The sequence below is a fragment of the Pseudohaliea sp. genome (genome assembly GCF_040217025.1).
Lineage (GTDB): Bacteria > Pseudomonadota > Gammaproteobacteria > Pseudomonadales > Halieaceae > Pseudohaliea.
In genome coordinates this window covers 244,460-265,072 of sequence record NZ_JAVJOA010000012.1, presented here as the reverse complement: position 1 = coordinate 265,072, position 20,613 = coordinate 244,460, and the positions used below count along the sequence as shown (strand labels likewise).

The 20,613-nt window shown below is 69.8% G+C and carries 23 protein-coding genes and 1 pseudogene; all 24 read left to right on the top strand.

The window, feature by feature from the left end:
* Positions 1-57 precede the first annotated feature (57 nt).
* Positions 58-1,869: a flagellin N-terminal helical domain-containing protein gene (locus RKE50_RS18140; RefSeq protein ID WP_350038911.1), complete on the top strand. Its 1,812-nt coding sequence runs from the start codon at positions 58-60 to the stop codon at positions 1,867-1,869.
* Positions 1,870-1,971: 102 nt separating this feature from the next.
* Positions 1,972-2,376, top strand: coding sequence for a flagellar protein FlaG (locus tag RKE50_RS18135; protein ID WP_350038909.1), 405 nt, complete (start codon positions 1,972-1,974; stop codon positions 2,374-2,376).
* A gap of 67 nt (positions 2,377-2,443) precedes the next feature.
* Positions 2,444-3,889, top strand: a complete 1,446-nt coding sequence (gene fliD, locus RKE50_RS18130; RefSeq protein ID WP_350038907.1) for a flagellar filament capping protein FliD — start codon at positions 2,444-2,446, stop codon at positions 3,887-3,889.
* Between the two features lie 23 nt (positions 3,890-3,912).
* Positions 3,913-4,308 carry a flagellar export chaperone FliS gene (fliS, locus tag RKE50_RS18125; protein WP_350038905.1) on the top strand — a complete coding sequence of 132 codons (396 nt, stop codon included), beginning with the start codon at positions 3,913-3,915 and terminating at the stop codon, positions 4,306-4,308.
* Positions 4,301-4,669: a flagellar protein FliT gene (gene fliT, locus RKE50_RS18120; RefSeq protein WP_350038903.1), complete on the top strand. Its 369-nt coding sequence runs from the start codon at positions 4,301-4,303 to the stop codon at positions 4,667-4,669. Before fliS ends, fliT begins: the two co-directional genes overlap by 8 nt.
* 70 nt (positions 4,670-4,739) lie before the next feature.
* On the top strand, positions 4,740-5,324 hold the full coding sequence (locus RKE50_RS18115) for a PilZ domain-containing protein (protein WP_350038902.1): 585 nt from the start codon (positions 4,740-4,742) through the stop codon (positions 5,322-5,324).
* Positions 5,325-5,375: 51 nt separating this feature from the next.
* Positions 5,376-6,173, top strand: a pseudogene (locus tag RKE50_RS18110) (sigma-54 interaction domain-containing protein); the annotation flags it as partial.
* Positions 6,062-6,526, top strand: coding sequence for a helix-turn-helix domain-containing protein (locus RKE50_RS18105; RefSeq protein WP_350039078.1), 465 nt, complete (start codon positions 6,062-6,064; stop codon positions 6,524-6,526). The pseudogene RKE50_RS18110 and the gene RKE50_RS18105, both read left to right, overlap by 112 nt.
* A 138-nt stretch (positions 6,527-6,664) precedes the next feature.
* Positions 6,665-7,885 carry a sensor histidine kinase gene (locus RKE50_RS18100; RefSeq protein ID WP_350038900.1) on the top strand — a complete coding sequence of 407 codons (1,221 nt, stop codon included), beginning with the start codon at positions 6,665-6,667 and terminating at the stop codon, positions 7,883-7,885.
* Positions 7,882-9,258 (top strand): sigma-54-dependent transcriptional regulator, encoded by a 1,377-nt coding sequence (locus tag RKE50_RS18095; protein WP_350038898.1) that lies wholly within the window; start codon positions 7,882-7,884, stop codon positions 9,256-9,258. The genes RKE50_RS18100 and RKE50_RS18095 overlap by 4 nt, the downstream gene beginning before the upstream one ends.
* The gene (fliE, locus tag RKE50_RS18090) at positions 9,255-9,578 is read left to right on the top strand and encodes a flagellar hook-basal body complex protein FliE (protein WP_350038896.1); all 324 of its coding nucleotides are present in this window, start codon (positions 9,255-9,257) and stop codon (positions 9,576-9,578) included. The genes RKE50_RS18095 and fliE overlap by 4 nt, the downstream gene beginning before the upstream one ends.
* Positions 9,579-9,650: 72 nt before the next feature.
* Positions 9,651-11,297 carry a flagellar basal-body MS-ring/collar protein FliF gene (fliF, locus tag RKE50_RS18085; protein ID WP_350038894.1) on the top strand — a complete coding sequence of 549 codons (1,647 nt, stop codon included), beginning with the start codon at positions 9,651-9,653 and terminating at the stop codon, positions 11,295-11,297.
* Positions 11,290-12,294: a flagellar motor switch protein FliG gene (fliG, locus tag RKE50_RS18080; protein ID WP_350038892.1), complete on the top strand. Its 1,005-nt coding sequence runs from the start codon at positions 11,290-11,292 to the stop codon at positions 12,292-12,294. Before fliF ends, fliG begins: the two co-directional genes overlap by 8 nt.
* Positions 12,287-12,877, top strand: coding sequence for a FliH/SctL family protein (locus tag RKE50_RS18075; protein WP_350038890.1), 591 nt, complete (start codon positions 12,287-12,289; stop codon positions 12,875-12,877). Before fliG ends, RKE50_RS18075 begins: the two co-directional genes overlap by 8 nt.
* Before the next feature lie 59 nt (positions 12,878-12,936).
* Entirely contained in the window at positions 12,937-14,244 is a 1,308-nt protein-coding gene (locus RKE50_RS18070; RefSeq protein WP_350039076.1) for a FliI/YscN family ATPase, read from the top strand.
* Positions 14,241-14,699, top strand: coding sequence for a flagellar export protein FliJ (gene fliJ, locus RKE50_RS18065; protein ID WP_350038888.1), 459 nt, complete (start codon positions 14,241-14,243; stop codon positions 14,697-14,699). The genes RKE50_RS18070 and fliJ overlap by 4 nt, the downstream gene beginning before the upstream one ends.
* A gap of 84 nt (positions 14,700-14,783) precedes the next feature.
* Entirely contained in the window at positions 14,784-16,151 is a 1,368-nt protein-coding gene (locus tag RKE50_RS18060; RefSeq protein ID WP_350038886.1) for a flagellar hook-length control protein FliK, read from the top strand.
* Positions 16,152-16,526: 375 nt separating this feature from the next.
* A complete protein-coding gene (locus tag RKE50_RS18055; RefSeq protein ID WP_350038884.1) occupies positions 16,527-17,054 on the top strand; it encodes a flagellar basal body-associated FliL family protein in 528 nt (175 codons plus the stop codon).
* A gap of 13 nt (positions 17,055-17,067) precedes the next feature.
* Complete coding sequence (locus RKE50_RS18050) at positions 17,068-18,033, top strand: flagellar motor switch protein FliM (RefSeq protein ID WP_350038882.1); 966 nt, start codon at positions 17,068-17,070, stop codon at positions 18,031-18,033.
* Positions 18,030-18,386: a flagellar motor switch protein FliN gene (gene fliN, locus RKE50_RS18045; RefSeq protein ID WP_350038880.1), complete on the top strand. Its 357-nt coding sequence runs from the start codon at positions 18,030-18,032 to the stop codon at positions 18,384-18,386. Before RKE50_RS18050 ends, fliN begins: the two co-directional genes overlap by 4 nt.
* Positions 18,383-18,817, top strand: coding sequence for a flagellar biosynthetic protein FliO (gene fliO / locus RKE50_RS18040; RefSeq protein ID WP_350038878.1), 435 nt, complete (start codon positions 18,383-18,385; stop codon positions 18,815-18,817). Before fliN ends, fliO begins: the two co-directional genes overlap by 4 nt.
* On the top strand, positions 18,814-19,569 hold the full coding sequence (gene fliP, locus RKE50_RS18035; protein ID WP_350038876.1) for a flagellar type III secretion system pore protein FliP: 756 nt from the start codon (positions 18,814-18,816) through the stop codon (positions 19,567-19,569). Before fliO ends, fliP begins: the two co-directional genes overlap by 4 nt.
* Before the next feature lie 3 nt (positions 19,570-19,572).
* Positions 19,573-19,842, top strand: a complete 270-nt coding sequence (gene fliQ, locus RKE50_RS18030) for a flagellar biosynthesis protein FliQ (protein WP_350038874.1) — start codon at positions 19,573-19,575, stop codon at positions 19,840-19,842.
* Positions 19,842-20,609 carry a flagellar biosynthetic protein FliR gene (gene fliR / locus RKE50_RS18025; protein WP_350038872.1) on the top strand — a complete coding sequence of 256 codons (768 nt, stop codon included), beginning with the start codon at positions 19,842-19,844 and terminating at the stop codon, positions 20,607-20,609. The genes fliQ and fliR overlap by 1 nt, the downstream gene beginning before the upstream one ends.
* The last annotated feature ends 4 nt before the right edge of the window (positions 20,610-20,613 follow it).

The window sequence follows — 20,613 nt, the reverse complement described above, 5'->3', positions numbered from 1 at the left end:
CTGGTGAACAGCGTCGTTAAGGGCAAGGCCCGGGACGCGGACAGAGGGAACGAAACCATGGCCCAGGTAATCAACACGAACATCCCGTCGCTGACGGCTCAGCGCAACCTGAACGGTTCGCAGAACGACGTGGCGACTGCCCTGCAGCGCCTCTCTTCCGGCCTGCGCATCAACAGCGCCAAGGACGACGCCGCCGGCCTCGCCATCTCCGAGCGCTTCTCCACGCAGATCCGCGGCCTCAACCAGGCGGCGCGGAACGCCAACGACGGCATCTCCCTGGCCCAGACCGGCGAGGGCGCCCTGGCCGAGTTCACCAACAACCTGCAGCGGATCCGCGAACTGGCCGTCCAGTCCGCCAACGCCACCAACTCCGACAGCGACCGCGCGGCCCTCGACCTCGAAGTCCAGCAGCGCCTCGCGGAACTCGACCGCATCGCCCGCCAGACCTCCTTCAACGGTCGCAACATCCTCGACGGCACCTTCGGCAACGCCCAGTTCCAGGTGGGTGCGAACGTCGGCGAGACCATCGGGCTGAACCTGGATTCCAGTGTTCGCACGGCGGATGTTGGGGCCGTTGCGACCGCGACTTCGGTCAATCTGTCTACCGAGTTCTCCGATGATGCCGGCACTGAAGCCACTTTTGTCTTTGACATCAGCGGCAGCGACTTAATCGCAGATTTCACCGCCGCGGCGGCGACTGGCGGCAGTGCAACATTTACAGGCGCTGACCTTGTTGGTGACTTTAGCACTGCGGATGAGGAAATCTCTTTCGAGGTCGTAGACGATTCGGGCACCAATCCTAATGAAACGGTGCTTTTGAATACCAACTTGGCCAACGTAGGTGCCGTAACCGCCGAGCTAAACAGCCAGCTTACTAACTTCACGGTTACCGACGATGGCACGGACATCACTATTACCAATAATGCGACTGGAGCCGGCACTACCGTTAGCTTTGCGAACCTTAATCTCGACCCAGATAGTGACGGTACCGACAGCACCATTGCCACTGCGCTTCCCACGATTGACGGGAGCTCGCCTGGCACCGATGAGGTAACGAATAGCTCTTTCACTATTACCGATCCGTCAGGTAACACCGTGAATGTCACCCTTGATGGTGATATCACTAACGGAGCTGATCTGGCCGCTGCTATCAATGACGCTGTCACTGGCGACGACATCGCGACGGCCGCTGGTGACGTGGTGACTTTGACCGCCACGGAGAATGGAGAAGGATCGTTCTCCATTTCGGCTGACCCGGACAGCCTGTTTGACAGTTTATCGGCCGCGCCCACCAGTACGCCCGGGACCGACGATGGTGTCTCGATTGGAATCTCGGATCTGACCATTCAATTCGGTGACAATGATGCGATCACCGTTGCCGCAGGAACGTACACCTCAGTCCAGGCGTTCACCGATGCAGTAAATCAGGCTCTGGGGAGTAACGCGACCGCGTCAGTTGATGAGGGCGTGCTCAGTTTTACCTCTGGTGAGGCAATCACCATCGGCGGTGGTGACGCCGCCACGGTCTTCTCTGCAACTTCCTTCGCCGCCTCGGGCAACCTTGCGGATGTGAGTGTGACATCGGTTGCGAACGCCAACTCGGCGATTCAGGCCATCGACGCCACGCTGACCACGGTCGCCGACCTGCGCAGCACCTTCGGCGCCATCCAGAACCGCTTCGAGTCGACGATCGCCAACCTGGCGACCACGACCGAGAATCTGGAGGCGTCCCGCTCGCGGATCCGCGACGCGGACTTTGCAGCGGAGACGGCGGCCCTGGCCCGGGCGCAGATCCTGCAGCAGGCCGGCATCGCCGTGCTGGCGCAGGCCAACGCGCAGCAGCAGAACGTGTTGGCGCTGCTGCAGTAAGCCAATGGCCGAGCAGTGGCGTGATAACGGTGGAGTTCGCTCAGGCGGGCCCCGCCGTTGTCGTCATCGGCTGACTGCCTGTTGTCCACGGAGGCAATGACCATGGCCAGTCCAATCAATACCAGCAACATGGCATCGGTGACGCAGCTGGCGCCGCGTCCCGCGGCCGTCGATACCCGGTCCGAGGCCCGGCAATCGGTTGCCGCCGGCGGCAACGGCACGCCGGCGCCCGAGGCCGCGAGCAGTGCCGGCGCGGAGCGGGTGGCGGATGCGGCTCGAGACCTGTCGCAGTTCATCCAGACAGTGAACCGCTCCCTGCAGATTTCCGTGGACAGTGAACTCGGCTCCACTATCATCACCGTGGTCGACAGCGAGACCGACGAGGTCATCCGGCAGATTCCGCAGGAAGAACTTGTCGAGATCGCCCGTTTTATCGCGCAGCAGCGCGCAGAAATGTCCGCGGAAGACGCCCCGGTTCGCGGTTTGTTCATGGACAGCGAGAGTTAGCGTGCCGCCCGTGCTGGCACTGATATTGCCTGCTCACCGGCGCTACAAGCGGTAAAAGGTAGGGAAAATGGTCCAGGCGACAGGCATCGGTTCCGGCCTCGATATCGAGGGGCTCGTGACCCAGCTCGTCAACGCGGAGCGGGCGCCGGTCGAGAACCGGCTGCTGCAGCGCGAGACGCGGCTGACCAGCGAGCTGTCGGCCTTCGGCCGGCTGCAGAGCGCCCTGGCGAGCTTCCAGGATCGGCTCGCGCGCCTCGATTCGGCGGCGGACTTCAGCGGCCGCAACGCGAGCAGCAGCGATGACGGCGTGGTCACCGCCAGCGCGACCGGCGAAGCGGCGAGCGCCAGCTACAGCGTCCGCGCGGACCAGCTGGCCAGCGCCCAGTCGCTGGCCTCCACGGCTTTCGCCGACAGCGCGGCGGTGGTCGGCGAGGGCACGCTGACCCTGCGCTTCGGCAGCACGGACTACACCCCGGCCGACCCCGGGCCTGCCAGCTATAACGGCTTCACGGTCGACGCGGACCGCGACCCGGTCACGATTACCATCGACGACAGCAACAACACGCTCGCGGGCGTGCGCGACGCGATCAACGCGGCCGACGCCGGCGTCGGCGCCTCCATCGTCGCCGACGGCTCGGGTGCACGGCTGCTCCTGACCGCCGACGAAACCGGGGTGACCAACAGTGTCGAGATTACCGTGGACGACAACGACGGCAACGATCTCGACGCGAGCGGCCTGTCGCGGCTCGCCTTCAACGGCGACGCGGCCAACCTCGAGCAGACCGCGGCCGGGACCGACGCCGCCTTCAGCATCAACGGCCTCGCGCTGACCAGCGCGAGCAACACCGTGGCCGACGCCGTCGATGGTGTAAGCCTCACCCTGCGGGGCGTTTCCGAGGGGCAGCCGGCGACGGTTTCTGTGGAAGCCGACCGCGGCGCCGTGCGCAGCGCCATCGAGCGCTTTGTCGAGGCCTACAACGGCTTCGTACGCACCGCGGGCGAGCTCACCCGCTACGACGCCGAGACCGGCAACGCCGGCCCGCTGCAGGGCGATATCTCCGCGCGCTCCATCCTCGACCAGGTACGGCGGTCGGTGACCGACAGCGTCGGCGGCGCCGGGTCTCTCGCCGAGCTCGGCATCACTACCGGCGCCGACGGCACCCTCTCCATCGACGACGGCCGTTTGTCCGATGCGCTGGAAGCCGACCTGCCGTCCGTGGCCGCGCTGTTCTCCACGGAGGGCACCGGCGTGGCCACGCGCACCGATGCGCTGCTCGACGGCTACCTGCGCAGCGGCGGCCTGTTCGATACGCGCACCAGCGGCATCCAGGCCCGGGTGGACGGCATCGCCGACGACCGGGAGGCCCTTAACCGGCGCCTCGACGCCCTGGAGTCCCGCTATCGCGCCCAGTTCAACGCCCTCGACAGCCTGCTCGCCGAACTGCAGAGCACCGGCGACTTCGTGGCTCAGCAGCTGGCCAACATCCCGCTGCCCGGTGACCGCGACAACTGATTGTTCCAAGGAGTACAGCCCCCATGAATGCAAGCCAGGCCCTGAATGCCTACCGCAGCGTCGGCGCGCACGGCGCGGTGACCGATGCCTCCCCGCACCGGCTGGTGACCATGCTCTTCGAGGGGGCCATGGACCGGGTTGCCACGGCCCGCGGGGCCATGGAGCGGGGCGACCGGCAGGCGCAGGGCGAGGCCCTGGGCAAGGCCATCGCCATCATCGACAACCTGCGGGCGAGCCTGGACCTGCAGCAGGGCGGCGAGCTGGCAGAGCGCCTGCGTGACCTCTACGACTACATGGAGACGCGGCTGCTTACCGCGGGGCAGGAGCGCGACGTCGCCGGGCTGTCAGAAGTGCACGGTCTCCTCGGCGAAATCCGCGCCGGCTGGGAGGGCATCGCGCCGGAGCGGGCCGGTGGCTGAGGTCCTGCCCTTCCCCGGTACTGAGACCGTGGCCGCTGCGGCCTCTCCCCAGTGCCGCCGCCTCGCGCGGGTCCTCCTCATGACCCAGGAGATGCTCGAACACGCCCGGGAGGAAGACTGGGACGCCGTGGCCGAGCGCGAGCGCGAGCGCCGCGACGACCTCCGCCGCTGCTTTACAGAGGCAACCCCGGCCGAGCACGGCGAGCTGGTGGCGGAGGCCCTGGCGGCCTTGCTGCACCTCAACGAGGAACTCATGGCGCTGCTCGCAGCGGCGCGGGAGCGCGTCCTCGAGCAGGGCGTCGCCCAGGTGCGCACGCGCACGGCGATCGACCGCTACCGCGACGTGAACGGCGGCCGCTGACCGCCCGCGGAACCCTGTGCTATCGTTGCCCCGACGCCGGCAAGGGGCACGGTGAGCGAGGGAACCCGGCATGGCCGACAACGAACCGCAGCCCGGTGAAGGCCTGACCTACAGCGACAATATCTCGCTGAGCTGGAAGCCCGCCGACCACGATCTCGACCAGACCCATCTCGCCATGGTGAGCGCCTCCAACGAGGCCTTCCTGCGCGCCGTGGCCATCCTCGGCGATGGCTGGCCGGGGAAGGAACCCCCGGAATCGGGCTCATCCCTCGGCGCCGAGGTGGCCCGCCTCGACCTAAAGCTCAACCTCGTGCTCGACCTGGTCGCCACGCTGGTCTACCGCGAGCTCGATATCCCCGAGGCCCGGGCCGTGAAGGTGTCCTCCACCGGGGTCGCCTGGCGCGGTGAAGCGGTGCCGGCGCCGGGCGAGCAGGTATTCCTCGAACTCTACATCCAGCGCGGGCTGCCCAAGCCCCTGTGCTGCTACGGCGAGGTGGTGACCAGCCCGGAAGACTACGCGGCCGGCATGGCCCGCGCCCGCTTCATCGGGCTGTCCGGTTCGGCCCACGACTGGCTGGACAAGCTTATTTTCCGCCACCACCGCCGGGAGGTGGCGTTCCGCCGCGCACAGGACCAGGAAGCGTCAAATTCTTGACAGCGGACCGGCCGGGTAGGGATACTCCCGCCTCGCGCTGCAGGAACTTCCATGGCCCTTCGACTTCGTGAAAACCAGCTCGCTTCCGTAATGCAGGGGCTGGAGAAAACCCTTGTGGGAGCGAGCCGGGCCATGTCCCACGTGCGCAAGCTGGTGGCGCAGGTCGCGCCCAGCGACGCTTCCGTGCTCGTGCTGGGTGAATCGGGCACGGGCAAGGAACTGGTGGCCCGCGGGGTGCACGAGGCGTCCCAGCGCTGCGACGGGCCCTTCGTGCCGGTGAACTGCGGGGCCATCCCCGGTGAGCTGCTCGAGTCCGAGCTGTTCGGGCACGAAAAAGGCGCCTTTACCGGTGCCATCAACAGTCGCCGCGGGCGCTTCGAGCTCGCCGCCGGGGGCACCCTGTTCCTCGACGAGATCGGCGACATGCCGCTGGCCATGCAGGTCAAGCTCCTGCGCGTGCTGCAGGAACGCTGCTTCGAGCGGGTCGGCAGCAACGTCTCCCAGACCTGCGATGTCCGCGTGATCGCGGCCACCCACCAGGACCTCGAGGCCCTGGCCGAGGCCGGGCAGTTCCGTACCGATCTCTTCTACCGGCTGAATGTCTTCCCCATCGAAATGCCTGCGCTGCGCGAACGCAGCGGTGATATCCCGGCGCTCGTCCGTCACTTCCTCGCCGAGCTGCGCCGCAGCCAGGGTGTTGAACTGTCCCTCGATGAGCGGGCGCTGGCGGCCCTGCAGTGCTACCCCTGGCCGGGCAACGTGCGCGAGCTGGCAAACCTCATGGAGCGCCTCGCCATCCTCTATCCCGACGACCGGGTCGGCGTGCAGGAACTGCCCGCCCGCTTCCGTGCGGACATCGGCGGGGATGCCTTCGCGGAACCGCGCGCGCTCGAGGCCGTTGCACCCGCCGGGGACGAACCCGCCGTGAACGGCGAGATTACGGAAAAGGTCCCGGGCGAAGACCCGGGGCCGGTCGCGCCGTTCCAGCTGCCGGCCGCGGGCACCGCGCTCGATGGCGACGGCCTCGACCTCCGGGCGCGCACCTGGCGGAGCTGGAGCGCGACCTGCTGCAGCAGGCGCTCGAGCGCTCGGACTGGGTGGTGTCCCGGGCGGCCAAGCTGCTCAACCTGCAGCGCACGACCCTGGTGGAAAAACTCCGCAAGCACGGCATCGAGCGCCCCCTGCCAACGTCGGATCCTTGACGCCCTCACGCCAACTCCCTGATCGAAAAGGAAAAAGCCTGCGGGCACGGTCCTTGCTAAGCCTGCTGTGCAGGTAGCAGGGGGCCGTCGGCCCCGGTGACGGGATCGGCATCCGCGGCAGGCGGGTGGGGAGGGACGATGCGACAGGCAGCCGCGGCGGACGAGGGTGAGCGCGCCAATGTGCTCGAGAGCCTGGAGCGGGTTTCCCGTGAGCTGGATGCGTCCTACCGGGACCTGGAGGGCCGCGTCGCCCGCCTCAACCAGGAGCTCTCCCTGGCCCGCTCCGCCCGCATCGCCGAACTCGCCGAAAAGGAAAAGCTGCTCGAGCGCATGGCCACGCTCATGGCGGTGCTGCCGGGCGGGGTACTGCTCGTCGACGGCGCCGGCCTCGTGCGCGACGCCAACCCGGCCGCGGAGGAGCTCCTCGGCGGGCCGCTGCTCGGCGAGGCCTGGGCCGCCGTGGAGGCGCGGGTGGCAGCGCTCACGGCCGACCCGGCCGGCCGGCAGCTGTCCGTGGTCAGCCGCGTGCTCGACAGCCAGAGCGCCGATCGCGGCGCCGAGGGCCAGGGTGAGCGGGTCGTGCTCATCACCGATACCACCGAACTGCACCGCCTGCAGGCGCGCGTCGGCCGCGAGGAACGCCTAGCGGCCCTCGGCGAGATGGCGGCGAGGTTCGCGCACCAGGTGCGCACGCCGCTGGCGTCGGCCACACTCTACCTGTCGATGCTGCGCCGGCCGGACCTGCCGGCGGAGCGGCGCGAGCAGATCTGCGACCGCCTGGCCGACCGTCTCCGGCACACGGAAACCCTGATCGACAGCACCCTGACCTTCCTCCGCGGCGAGCGACCGGCGTATGCCGCGGTCAACGTGCAGGACCTCCTCGCCGATGCGCGGCGTCTCGTACAGGCGCAGGTCGAAGCCGCCGGCGCCGCCCTGGCCGTGACGCCCGTGGACCGGAGCCTGGTGGTCGAGGGCGCCCGGGAAGAGCTGGCGGGCGCCCTGGCCAACCTGGTCAGCAACGCCGTGGAGAACGGCGGCGAAGGCGTCGAGATCGCCCTCTGGGCCGGCGCCACCGATGCCCGCACCCTGCAGCTCCGGGTCTATGACACGGGCCCGGGCATTCCCGAGGCGCACCTCGACAAGGTCTTCGACCCGTTCTTCACGACCCGCGCCCAGGGCACCGGCCTCGGCCTCGCCGTGGTCGCGCGCACGGTCGCCGATCACGGGGGGGCCGTCGTCGCGGCGAACCGGCCCGGCGGCGGTGCGGAATTCACGCTGGAACTGCCGCTCAGGGCATTGTCAGGTGAAATGGTCCGGGAAGTGACCGGGCAGGCGACCCCGCAGGAGGGCGGGGCATGAATGCCCCGCAGGCGCTGGCCCACGGCGAACCGGGGCGCATCCTCGTGGTTGAGGACGACGCCACGCTGCGCGAGGCGCTGCAGGACACCCTGCTCGACGGCGGCTACGAGGTGGTCACCGCCGCCGACGGCCAGGCGGCGCTGCTGGCGATGGACGAGGAGCGGGTCGACCTGGTGATCAGCGACGTGCAGATGGACCGCATGGACGGGCAGGCGCTCCTACGCGAGGTCCGCCGTCGCCGCCCCGAGCTGCCCTTCGTGATGATCACCGCGCACGGCTCCGTGGAGGACGCGGTGCACGCCATGCGCGGCGGGGCGACCGATTACCTGCTCAAGCCCTTTCCCGCGGAAGCCCTGCTGGCGATGGTGGAGCGGCTGCAGCCGGCGCCGCCGACGGGCGAGCCGGTCGCCGAAGACCCGGCCACGCGCGAACTCCTGGACCTTGCCCGCCGCATCGCGGCGAGCGACGCAACGGTGCTGATCAGCGGTGAATCCGGCACCGGCAAGGAGGTGCTGGCCCGCTACCTGCACAACTGCTCACCGCGGGCGTCGTCGCCCTTCCTCGCCGTCAACTGCGCGGCGATTCCCGAGAACATGCTCGAGTCCATGCTGTTCGGCTACGAGAAGGGCGCCTACACCGGCGCCCACCAGTCCCGGCCCGGAAAATTCGAGCAGGCCAACGGCGGCACGCTGCTCCTCGACGAGGTCTCGGAGATGGACCTGGCCCTGCAGGCCAAGCTCCTGCGGGTGCTGCAGGAGCGCGAGGTGGAGCGGCTCGGCGGACAGCGGCTGATTCCCCTCGACGTGCGCGTGCTGGCGACAACGAACCGGCGGCTCGCGGATGCGGTCGCCGAGGGCGCTTTCCGGGAGGACCTCTACTACCGGCTCAACGTGCTGCCGCTGACCGTGCCGCCGCTGCGTGACCGGCCGGGCGATATCCTCGCCCTGGCGGAGTCCTTCCTCGCCCGCTACAGCCCCCGCGGCCGCGAGCTCGTGCTGGCACCCGGGGCGCGGGAACGGCTGCTGGCGCACGGCTGGCGCGGCAACGTGCGCGAACTCGAGAACTGCATGCAGCGCACGGCCATCCTCGCGCCGGGCGAGGTGATCGGCGCCGCAGACATCGAGTTCGGGGAGACGCCTCGGGACGCCGTCGCGGCTGCCCCGGCGCCTCGCCGCCCGCAGCTGGAGGGGGACCTGCGCCAGCGTGAACAGGAAGTGATCCTCGACGCCCTGACCGCCAGCGGGGGCAGCCGCAAGGCCGCGGCTGAGCGCCTGGGCATCAGCCCGCGGACGCTGCGCTACAAGCTGGCGCGGATGAAGGAACAGGGTGTGCCCGTACCGGGATCGGAGCTACGTGCAGGAGGTGCAGAGTGAGTGACGTCGCCATTGGAGAGGTGCTGGCGCAGATGCGCGCCATGGCCGCTGCCGCGCGCGGCGAAGAGGCCGGGAGCGCCGGTAACGCGGCGGGCGAGCCCGCCTTCGGCGAGTTGATGAAGGCGTCGATCGACGAGGTCAACCGGGCCATGCAGGACTCCAAGCACCTCGCCGAGCGCTTCGAGAGCGGCGACCCGGAGGTCTCGCTCACCGAGCTCATGGTGACCGCGCAGCGGGCCAACATCGAGTTCCAGGCGCTGACGGAGGTCCGCAACAAGCTGCTGACGGCGTACCAGGAAATCATGAACATGCAGGTGTGATGGCTGCCGCAGCGCGCGCTGTTCGCTGCACACTGTCTGTTAAACTAGGGTCTTGAGGAGTCGCATTGCGCCATGGCCGAAAGCGCCAATCCCATCGTCAACCGCTTTTCCAACTACAGCCGTCAGCCCGTGGCCCGGCAGCTGGCGCTATTGCTGGGTCTCGCGGCCAGCATCGCGCTCGGCATCGGGCTCGTGCAGTGGGGCTTCGCACCGGCGTACAAGCCCCTGTACGGCAGCATGAGCGGTGAGAACACGAACGGCGTGATCAGCGCGCTGGAAGCCAACGGCTTCGACTACCGGCTGGACCCGCGCACCGGCATGGTGGCCGTGCCGGCCTCGGACCTGCATCGCGCCCGCCTCGCCCTCGCCAGCGATGGCTATCCGCGCGGTGAGGGGCTGGGCTTCGAGACTCTCTACGAGGAGCAGGAACTCGGCGTCAGCAGTTTCATGGAGCAGGCGCGCTTTCACCGGGCACTGGAGCAGGAGCTGACACGCACGATCTCCGCCATGGACGGGGTGCGCGCGGCACGGGTGCACCTGGCCATGGCCAAGCAGTCGGCCTTCCTTCGGCAGCGCGAGAAGCCGGCCGCGTCGGTCATGCTGCAGCTGCTGTCCGGGCAGACGCTCAGCGATCGCCAGGTGGCCGGTATCCTGCACCTCGTCTCCTCCAGCGTACCCAATCTCGAGCCCGAGCAGGTATCGGTTGTCGATCAGCGCGGCCGGCTGCTGTCGCGCAAGGCCGTGGATGACGGGCTGGGCTACACGCAGGAGCAGTACCGCCTCGCCCAGGAGCTCGAGCAGCGCTACAGCCGGCGCATCGTCGACATCATCGAGCCGATCCTCGGCCCCGGCCGCGTCCGGGCGCAGGTGGCCGCCGACATCGATTTCACGCGCGTGGAGCGCACCAGCGAGCAGTATGCGCCGGAGACGGTCGTGCGCAGCGAGCAGACGGCGGAGGAGCGCGGCAGCCTGCTGGATACCGGCGGTGTTCCCGGCACGCTGGCGAACCAGCCGCCGCCGGAGGCGCAGGTGCAGGCGGCACCGCCCGGGAATCCCGCTAACCCCGAGGATCCGGCACTGGCGGCTGAGGAACTGCAGCCCGTAAGCCGCCGGGTGACGCGCAACTACGAGATGGACAAGACCATCAGCCATGTGCGCGAGCAGCCCGGCACGCTGCGCCGGCTCTCCGTCGCCGTCGTCGTCGACTACATCGAGGGTGAGGGCGAGAACGGCAGTACCGGCCGGGTTCCCCTGGCTGAGGAGCGGCTCGAGGAGATCCGCGCGCTGGTGCGCGAGGCGGTGGGCTTCGACGCGGAGCGGGGCGACACGGTGAGCGTGATCAACGCCTCCTTCGCGCCGCCGCCGGAGCTGGCGCCGCTGGAGGAGCCGTCCTTCCTCGACGCCGAGTGGCCCTGGCGCGTCGGCCGCGGCGTGCTGGCGGCCGCGGCCCTGGGGGCGCTGATCTTCGTCGTGCTGCGCCCGCTGATGAAATTCTCCGCGGCGCCGGTGCCTGCGGCGCTGCCCGCCGCCGGCGGGCAGCGGGCCCTGCCCGGCGAGGAGCGCGCGGGCGAGCTTGGGGACGACCGGGTGACCCTCGGCGGCCAGGGCGCGGGCGGCGGCGGCTACCAGCAGCAGCTGCAGATGGCCCGAAACCTGGCCGAGGGAGAACCGCAGCGGGCCGCGCAGGTGGTGCGCGGCTGGGTCTCCACCGATGGCTGAAGCCACGCTCACGGGCGCGCAGCGCGCGGCCATCTTCCTGCTCGGCGTGGGCGAAGAGGCGGCCGCCGCCATCATGCGGCACATGGAGCCGCGGGAGGTTCAGCGGGTCGGCGAGGCCATGGCCTCGCTCGCCGGCGTATCGAACGCCCAGGTCGCGGAGGTGCTGCGGGACTTCCACCAGGAGGCCGGGAACGTCAACCCGCTGGCCATCGGTGCCAGCGATTTCACCCAGCGCGTGATGGTGCAGGCCCTGGGCGAGAGCAAGGCGCGGACCATGCTCTCCAAGGTCCTCCCGGGCAAGCAGCAGACCCGGGGGATCGAGGCATTGAAGTGGATGGACGCGCGCGCCGTGGCGGAGATCATCGAGGACGAGCACCCGCAGATCATCGCCATCGTGCTTGCTTCCCTTGATGACGACCACGCTGCGCAGGTCCTCGCCGCGCTGCCCGAGGCGCTGCGCCCGGAGGCGATGCTGCGGGTGGCGCGGCTCGAGGTCATCGACCCGGCGGCCATGGAAGAGCTCGACCAGGTCCTCGAGCGCCAGCTGGGCAAGGTGCGCAAGTCGCCGCCGCGCTCCGTCAACGGCATGACCAGTGCCGCGGCGATACTCAACAACGTCGACACGAACATGGAGTCGGCGCTGCTCACCGCGCTGCGCGAGGCCGACAGCGACCTCGGCGAGAAGGTCAGCGAGCTGATGTTCGTCTTCGAGGACCTGCTCGACCTCGACGACCGCGGCATGCAGCGCCTGATCCGGGAGATCGCCGTCGATAACCTCGTGATCGCCCTGAAGGGGGTCGACGACGCGGTGCGCGAGAAGTTCTTCAGCAACATGTCCAGCCGCGCGGCCGACATGCTCAAGGAGGACATCGAGGCGAAGGGCCCGGTGAAGCTGTCGGAAGTGGAGCTGGCGCAGAAGGAAGTTCTTTCCGTCGCCACGCGCCTGGCAGACGAGGGGGAGCTGGCCCTGGGCAAGGGAGGCGACGATTTTGTCTGACCCCGCCGATACGCGTCCCTGGCAGCCGCCCAACCTCTCCGGGCGCGCGGTTAGGCGGGAGGAGCCGGCGGTGCCGGACCCGGATGCGCTGCGGCGCGAGGCTTTCGAGGCCGGCTATGCCGAGGGCGTGGCCGCGGGCCGCGCCCGCGGTGAGGCCATGGTCGCCGAGCTGAGCGCACTCTGGCAGGCCATGGCCAGGCCCCTGGCGGAGCAGGAGGAAACGCTGCTCCGCGACCTGACCGGCATCGCCCTGGATGCCGCCGAGGCGATCCTGCGCCGGGAGCTTGTCCGGGGCGCCGACGTGGAGGCGGTGCTGTCGGAAGCGCTGGGCCAGCTCGGCGACATCGAGGGGCTGCTCGAGGTGGAGCTGCACCCCGCGGACGTGGAGCTCGTCAACGACCTCCTCGGCCGCCGCGGTGAACCGGCGCAGTGGCGCTTGAAGGAGAATCCCTCGCTTGCCCGTGGCGGCCTGCGCCTGCACACCCCCGTGTCCTACATCGACGCGTCGCTCGAGCAGGCGCTGGAGGAACTCTTCGCCCGCCTGCGCCGCGAGGCCGAGCACGGGCTGCAGGAACCCTCGTGAGCACCGCGGCGGAGGAACTCGCCGGGCGCCGGGAGCGCCTTGCGGCCGGCCTCTCCCGCGTGCGCGCTGCGGTCTCGGTGCCGCCGCCGCTGCGGGAGGGCCGCCTGGTGCGCATGGTCGGCCTGCGCCTCGAGGCGGAGGGCTGCCGCGGCGCGGTCGGTTCGCGCTGTCGCATCATCACCGAGGACGGCGGCTCGGTGGAGGCGGAGGTCGTGGGCTTCTCCATGGGCCGCCTGATCCTCATGCCGGAAGGCGATGTCGCCGGTGTCATGCTCGGCGCCCGCGTGCAGCCCCTGGGCCCCAGCCAGCGCGTGGCCGTGGACGGGCAGCTCATCGGCCGCATCGTCGATGGCGCCGGTCGTTTCCTCGATGGCGGGCCGGTGCCGCAGTACCGCGAGCACGTGCCCCTGCGCGGCGAGTCGATCAACCCGCTGGCGCGGCGCACCCTCGACACCCCGCTCGACGTCGGGGTCCGCGCCGTCAATGCCCTGCTGACGATCGGCCGCGGTCAGCGCATCGGCCTCTTCGCCGGCAGCGGGGTGGGCAAGAGTACGCTGCTCGGCATGCTTACCCGCCATACCGCCGCCGACGTCGTGGTGATTGCCCTGGTCGGGGAGCGGGGCAGGGAGGTCCGCGAGTTCGTGGACCAGATTCTCGGCCCCGGGGGCCTGGCGCGCGCCATCATCGTGGCCACCCCCGCGGACGATCCGCCGCTGCGCCGGGTGCACGGGGCCTGGCGGGCGACCGCGATCGCCGAGTACTTCCGCGACCAGGGCAGTAACGTGCTGCTGCTCATGGATTCCCTCACCCGCTTTGCGCAGGCCCAGCGCGAGATCGGCCTGGCGGCCGGCGAGCCGCCTGTCACCAAGGGCTACCCGCCCTCGGTCTTCTCGCTGCTGCCCAGCCTGGTCGAGCGCGCGGGCAACGTCGCGAGCGGCTCGATCACCGCGGTTTACACTGTCCTCGTCGAGGGCGATGACCCGGCCGATCCCATTGCCGACGCGGCGCGGGCGATCCTCGACGGCCACATCGTCCTATCCCGGGAGGTAGCGGACAGCGGGCTGTTTCCCGCCATCGATATCGAGGCGTCCATCAGCCGGGCCATGCCCGGGCTGGTGGACCCGGCACAGCTGGCCATAGTCCACGAGATCAAGAACTTGTACAGCACCTATCGGCAGAACCGCGACCTGTTTAATATTGGTGCCTATGAGCGTGGTGCGGATCCCCTGGTCGACCGGGCCCTGGCCGCCGTCGGGCCGCTGCGGGAGCTGGTGCGCCAGCCCCGGGAGCAGCGCGTCGACATGGCGCGAAGCCTGGCGGACCTGGTCGAGACTGCCCGCGCCTGCGGCATCGGGAGTGACAGATGAACCCGATTGACAAGCTCGACAAGGTGGCGGAAAAGGCGCGGGCCGACCAGGCGCGCGCGGCGCGGGGCCTGAACGCCTCCCGCGAGCGTCACGAAGCGAGTTCCGCACAGCTCGACCAGCTGCAGCGCTTCAAGGCCGAGTACGAGGAGCGCCTGGCGCAGGTCGCCGCGGGGGGCATCAGCCCGCGGCAGCTGGAGGACTACCGGCGCTTTCTCGCCAACCTCAACCGGGCCATCACCACGCAGGACGGCGAGGTCGCGCGCAGCAGCGCCGAGCTCAAGCAGCAGCGCGAGGTCATGGCCCGGCAGCGCCAGCGCAGCAGCGGTCTCGAGGATTACCTCGCGCGGCGGCGCCTCGAGGCAAGCCTGGCCGAAGAGCGCCGGGCGCAGCGCGTTGCCGACGACCAGCACGCCAGCCAGGCCGCCGGGCCCGGGGAGCCGGACGGCGAGACCTGAAGCCGGCGCCAGGGGGCGGCAGGGAAAGCTGGCACGTCCCTTGCTAAGTCTTCCTCGACGACCCACTGACGGACACTCACCCCCATGCTGACACAGCTGCCCCTGGCCGTCGGGCCCGCCGTTTCCACCGGTGAGAGCGTTGCCGCTGACAGCGTGGCACCGCAGCGCCCGGCCGGCGAGGCTCCCGCCGACCCCTTTGCCGGGCTGCTGGCGGGGCTCCGGGTTGCCGCCGGCACGCAGGCCAGTGCCGGCGGCAAGGGCCTGCCGTCCGACGGCAGCCCGTTGCCGCTCGCAGAGGGCCCGCCGGAGGCGCTGGTCATCACCGCGCCAGTGGCGGGCCCGCTGGCGCCGGGAGCGGCTGCCGGCCTGTCCGCGGAGCCGGCGCCGATCTCCCCGGCCGGGGCGCGCCTGGCGGCAACGCCTCCGGCGGCGCCGGGACTCTCCATCGCCCTCACCGCCGCTCGTGCGTCCAACGGTGCTGTCACCGGTCCTGCCACCGGTGCTGCCGCCGGTGCGAAAGGTATCGAGGGGCCCATGGCTGCCAGGCCTCCCGCCGGGCAGTCGCTGCCCCAGGCCGGCCCGTGGCCGGGCGCCCCGGCGTTGCCCGCGGCCGATGGACGGGGGGCGGTTACCCTGCCCGCGGGCGCGGCCCCGGCGGCAGAGGGTGAACCGCGAATTCCCGTCCCGTTCACCGCGACCGGCGCAGGGACGGGCGAGGCGGACAGCGCGGGCGCCCGTCCCGGCATCCGCCCCGCTGCCGCCGCGGCGGATGTCCCCGACGTACCGCAGGCACCCGTACCGTCGGCTTCTCCGGCAGCCCGCGACCTCATGGCGGCGGCAGCGGAACCACCCGACGCCGACACCCGGCGCCCGCCGCTGCCGGGCGGCCCGGTTGCCGCCGCGCAGGGCGGCGACAGTGTCGCGGCGCAGCGGGCGGATGCCGCGGCGCTGCCGGCGCTGTCGCAGCTGTCTACCGACGGCGGCGCGTCACCGCGGCCGACGGCGCTGGCCTACAACCTGGCGGGCCCGCAGGGCGATTTTGCCGAGGGCCTGGCCGGCCAGGTCCGGATCCTCGTCGGCACGGCCTCGCGCGAGGCCACGATGCAGCTCCATCCCGCGGAACTCGGCCGCCTTCACGTCACTATCAACACCGATGGTGACCAGGCCCGGGTGGTATTCGTCACCGACACGGCCCACGCCCGCGACGCCATCGAGCAGTCCCTGCCCCGGCTGCGGGAATTGCTGCAGCAGAGCGGGCTCGATCTGGCCGAGGGTGATGTGAGCTACCGGGAGCCACAGCAGCAGGCCCGGGGCGACGGGGGTGAGCGCGATGGCCTGCCCGGCACCCCCGGCGGGAGCGATCCCGCCGGCCTGACAGCCGAAGCGCCGGAGGGACAGACCTCCGGGACGCTGGCGCTGCGTGTCGACGGGCTCCTCGATACCTTTGCCTGACACCACCGGCTGCAAGCACCGCCCGCCACCCCCGCCCGATAGCACACGCCGACCCTACTGCCGGGTAGCACTGCCCGGGCCCACCGCCCGGGTCCCCGTTCCTGGCCGCGAACACGGTGTCGAAGCCCCGGCTCGGGACGTGCGCCCGCTCACGCTTCGCGGATAGTCCTCTCTGCCGAATACGTCTAGACTGCCCGGCGGACGCCGGTCCGCTGTCAGGCACCCCCGTGGGGGCGTCAAAATGTTGTCGCGGCGTCCCCGGGAATCCCTTAATGCATTGTTTTTAATAGAAAAAACGACGGTGGTACAGCTCTTGCTGGGAGGGGTGGCGCGTGTCGCTGCACCCGACCGGATGGCCGATGGTGAGGAAGGAACATGGCACGCAATGACGATTTGAACCTGAACAGGAACGGCGAGGAAGCGCAGGAGAAGAGCGGTGGTGGCAAGGGCAGGCTTCTCCTCTGGGTGTTGCTCGCCGTGTTGCTGCTTGGCGGAGGGGCCGGCGGCGCCTGGTTCTTCCTCGCGGGCGGCGAAGAACCGGCAGGGGCCGAGACCGCTGCCGAAGAGGAGCCGGAAGAGCCGGAAGAGCGCGAGGCGCTGTACCTGGACCTCGGGCGCTTCCTGGTGAACTTCGATTACAAGGGCGGCATTCGCTACGTGCAGACGGAAATGGAGCTCATGGCCTACAGCCAGGACGCGATCGATCGCGCCGAGCGCAACCGTCCCGCCGTGCGCAACGAGGTGATCATGCTGCTCAGCGGGCAGGATTTCGATGCCCTGCGGACCGTCGAGGGCAAGGAGCAGCTGCGCCGCGACGCGCTAGCTGCGGTCAACAAGGCGCTGGGCGCATCCGGCAAGGATGCGGTGCAGGAGGTCTACTTCACCGCGTTCGTGTTGCAGTAGCCGATGAGGGATTATGGCCGATAGCGAGATCCTGAATGAGGATGAGATCAATGCCCTGACCCGCGAAGACACCGCGGCCGAGGGGAGCTATCGTCCCTTCGACTTCACCGCCCGCGAGCGGTCGGTGCTCGGCCAGTTCGCCGCGCTGGCCGGCATCAACCAGCGCCACGCCGACCTGCTCGCGAGCGCTCTCTCCGACACCTTTTCCATCGAGTTCGAGCTGCAGCCCCAGTCGCTCCAGCTCTCCAGCTACGGCGACCTCGCCGTCTCCGTCGGCCCGGTCGTCGGCGTCGCCAGCGCCGAGGTCGCGCCCCTGGCGGGCCACTGTCACGTGCTCATGGCGGGGGATTTCCTGTCGCTGCTGGTCAACGACTATTTCGGCGGTGGCCGCAGCGGCCCCCCCGCCGCGCGCGAACGCAGTGCCCTGACCCCCAGCGAGCTGCGCCTCGCCGAGCGCGTTGCCGGCCTCAGCCTCGACACCATGGCGGCGGCCTGGGCCGACAAGCTCGCGCTCACGCCCGGCGAGCTATCCGTGGCGCCGACGCCGGACCGGCTGGAGGCCCAGCCGGCCAGGGATGTCGCGTTGCTCATCGGCTTCGACATCACCGCCGGGGAGTTCCGCAGCCAGCTGCAGCTCGCCCTGCCCCTCGCGGCCCTGGAATCGCACCGGGAGCGCTTTGCCCCGCCGCGGCGTTCCGCCGAGACGGGGCCCGGCTGGGAGCCCTATTTCCGGCGCGAACTGCGCGCCGTTCCCCTGGAGTTGACCGGCGTGCTGTGCACGCGGGAATACGCGCTTGCCGACCTGCTCGCCCTGCGCGTCGGCTCGGTCCTGCCCCTCGAGATGCCCGGGGAAGTGGAGCTGCTGGTCGAGGGTGAGCCCCTTGCCAGCGGCAGCTACGGCACTCACGAGGGTCGCAAGGCCATCAAGATAACGCGGCTGGCCTTGGCAAAGGCCGCAGGCAACGGAGGTAAGTCATGAGCGATGAAGAGCGGCAGGACCCGGCGGCAGGCGGCGAAGCTGCCGCGCTCGAGCCCCTAGAGAGCGATAGGGCGGCGGCCGCGGGCAGTGGCGAGGTGAGCCTCGACCTGCTCCTCGACGTGAACGTGACGCTCTCGGTGGAGATCGGCCGCACCCGGATGCCGATCAAGGAGTTGCTGTCGCTGACCCAGGGCACGGTGGTCGAGCTCCAGCGCGACATCAATGATCCGCTGGACCTCATGGTCAACGGCACGCTGATCGCGCGCGGGGAGGTGGTCGAGTCCAACGGCCGCTTCGGCCTGCGCCTGATCGACGTGGTGAGCCCGTCGGAGAGGCTGAAGAAACTGAAGTGATCGACCTGTCCCCAGCCCGCTTCCGCTTCCTCGCGCTGGCCGCCGTGTCCCCCGGCGCCGCCGCTGCGCCCTCGGCACCGGATGTGCTGAGCCCCGGGTACGCGGCGCAGGTGCTCGGTTCGCTGCTGCTGGTGCTGCTCTGCCTGGCTGCGGTGATCTGGCTGCTGCGGCGGGTGAACCGCGCGGGCAGCGGGCGCGGCGGCTCGCTGCGGGTGCTCGCGACCGCCAGCGTGGGCGTTCGCGAGAAGGTCGTGCTGCTGGCTGCGGGTGACCGGCAGCTGCTGCTCGGCGTCGCCCCGGGGACCGTGCGCACGCTGCACGTGTTCGACGAACCGGTCGCCGATGCGGCGGACAATGCCGGCACCGCCCCGGGGCGGGACTTCGCCGGCCTGCTCAGTGGCCTTGCCGGGCAGCGGGGAGCGGGGCGATGAGACGCCGGCTACCGCTCCTGCTGCCGCTGCTCCCGATACTGCTCGCGCTGCTGCCGGGGCTCGCGCAGGCCCAGGCCACGATCCCCCTGGTATCGGTGCAACCTGCGCAGGGTGGCGGCAGCAGCTACGCGCTCAACATCCAGATCCTGCTGCTGATGACCGTGCTCACGCTGCTGCCGGCGGCGCTGATCACCATGACCTCGTTCACGCGGATCCTGATCGTGCTCGCCATCCTGCGCCAGGCGCTGGGTACGGCACAGACACCGTCGAACCAGATCATCCTCGGTCTCTCGCTGTTCCTCAGCCTGTTCATCATGGCGCCGGTGCTGCAGACGGCGTACGACGAGGCCCTGAAGCCCTACCTGGACGAGTCCGTGGGGTTCGAGGAGGCGCTCACCACGGCGCAGCGGCCCTTCCGCGACTTCATGTTCAGCCAGACCCGCGAGAACGACCTGATCATGTTCGGCGAGCTGGGGGGCTATGATCCGTTCGCGACGCCGGATGACGTGCCGATGGTCGTCCTGCTGCCCTCCTTCCTCACCAGCGAGCTGAAAACCGCTTTCCAGATCGGCTTCCTGATGTTCGTGCCTTTCCTGGTCATCGACCTGGTGGTGGCGGCGGTGCTGATGTCCATGGGGATGATGATGCTCTCCCCCATGCTGATATCGCTGCCGTTCAAGCTCATGCTGTTCGTGCTTATTGACGGCTGGTCGCTGATTGCGGCGACGCTCGTCTCCAGCTTCGCGGTGTAAGCCGTGGGACCGGAGCAGGTACTCGATGTCGGGCGCGATGCCCTCTGGCTCGCGGTGCTGCTCGCCGCGCCCCTGCTGCTGTCTGCGCTGGCGATCGGCCTGCTCATCGGTATCTTCCAGGCGGCGACCCAGATCCAGGAAATGACGCTGAGCTTCATCCCCAAGCTCATCGCGCTGGTGGCGGCCCTGTTCATCGCCGGGCCCTGGATGCTGCAGGTCGCGATCAGTTTCGCGCGTCGCCTCTACGGCGATATCCCGGGGTTGCTGGGCTAGTGGCCCTGGACCTCGACCTGATCCTGGCGACCCTGCGCGGCTGGTACTGGCCGTTTCTGCGCCTGTCTGCGCTGCTGCTGGTCGCGCCGGTGTTCAGCGCCGGCACCGTTTCCGTGCGCGTGCGTATCGCGCTGGCGGTGGTGGTGGCGGCCCTGCTCGCCCCGCTGGCCGCGCCCGCCTCGCCGCCGGACGCGATCAGCGGTATCGGCCTGCTGCTCGCCGTGCGCGAGGTGGCCATCGGCCTGTGCATCGGCTTCATCATGCAGATGGTTTTCGCGTCGGTGATCGTCGCCGGTGAAACGGTGGCCATGAGTATGGGCCTCGGCTTCGCCATGACGGTGGACCCGCAGAACGGGGTGCAGGTGCCCGTGGTCAGCCAGCTCAACGTCATCCTCGCCACGCTGCTGTTCCTTGCCATCGACGGGCACCTGGTGCTCCTCATGGCGCTGGCCGAGAGCTTCCGCCTGCTGCCGGTTGCGCAGCCGGGCCTCGCCTTCGACAGCTTCGGCAACGTCGCCGCCTTCGGCGGACAGATCTTCGCCACGGCGCTGCTACTGGCGCTGCCGGCGCTCACCGCCGTGCTGATGATCAACATCGCCTTCGGCGTCATCACGCGCGCGGCGCCGCAGCTGAACATCTTTGCCGTCGGCTTCCCCGTGACCATCCTCGCGGGTTTCTTCTTCATGCTGCTCGCGCTCCCCGGGTTCCTGGACACGCTCCGGCGGTTCATCGAGGCGGGGCTGCAGCGCACCCTGCTCGTGTTCTGAGGGG

What these genes read in the sequence shown, in the direction of transcription:
- RKE50_RS18055 (WP_350038884.1), top strand. Translation starts at nt 16,527, where the DNA reads ATGGCACGCAATGACGATTTGAACCTGAACAGGAACGGCGAGGAAGCG.
- fliF (WP_350038894.1), top strand. Translation starts at nt 9,651, where the DNA reads ATGGCCGAAAGCGCCAATCCCATCGTCAACCGCTTTTCCAACTACAGC.
- fliN (WP_350038880.1), top strand. Translation starts at nt 18,030, where the DNA reads ATGAGCGATGAAGAGCGGCAGGACCCGGCGGCAGGCGGCGAAGCTGCC.
- fliP (WP_350038876.1), top strand. Translation starts at nt 18,814, where the DNA reads ATGAGACGCCGGCTACCGCTCCTGCTGCCGCTGCTCCCGATACTGCTC.
- RKE50_RS18100 (WP_350038900.1), top strand. Translation starts at nt 6,665, where the DNA reads ATGCGACAGGCAGCCGCGGCGGACGAGGGTGAGCGCGCCAATGTGCTC.
- RKE50_RS18115 (WP_350038902.1), top strand. Translation starts at nt 4,740, where the DNA reads ATGGCCGACAACGAACCGCAGCCCGGTGAAGGCCTGACCTACAGCGAC.
- RKE50_RS18095 (WP_350038898.1), top strand. Translation starts at nt 7,882, where the DNA reads ATGAATGCCCCGCAGGCGCTGGCCCACGGCGAACCGGGGCGCATCCTC.
- fliJ (WP_350038888.1), top strand. Translation starts at nt 14,241, where the DNA reads ATGAACCCGATTGACAAGCTCGACAAGGTGGCGGAAAAGGCGCGGGCC.
- RKE50_RS18135 (WP_350038909.1), top strand. Translation starts at nt 1,972, where the DNA reads ATGGCCAGTCCAATCAATACCAGCAACATGGCATCGGTGACGCAGCTG.
- fliD (WP_350038907.1), top strand. Translation starts at nt 2,444, where the DNA reads ATGGTCCAGGCGACAGGCATCGGTTCCGGCCTCGATATCGAGGGGCTC.
- RKE50_RS18060 (WP_350038886.1), top strand. Translation starts at nt 14,784, where the DNA reads ATGCTGACACAGCTGCCCCTGGCCGTCGGGCCCGCCGTTTCCACCGGT.
- fliS (WP_350038905.1), top strand. Translation starts at nt 3,913, where the DNA reads ATGAATGCAAGCCAGGCCCTGAATGCCTACCGCAGCGTCGGCGCGCAC.
- RKE50_RS18050 (WP_350038882.1), top strand. Translation starts at nt 17,068, where the DNA reads ATGGCCGATAGCGAGATCCTGAATGAGGATGAGATCAATGCCCTGACC.
- RKE50_RS18140 (WP_350038911.1), top strand. Translation starts at nt 58, where the DNA reads ATGGCCCAGGTAATCAACACGAACATCCCGTCGCTGACGGCTCAGCGC.
- fliG (WP_350038892.1), top strand. Translation starts at nt 11,290, where the DNA reads ATGGCTGAAGCCACGCTCACGGGCGCGCAGCGCGCGGCCATCTTCCTG.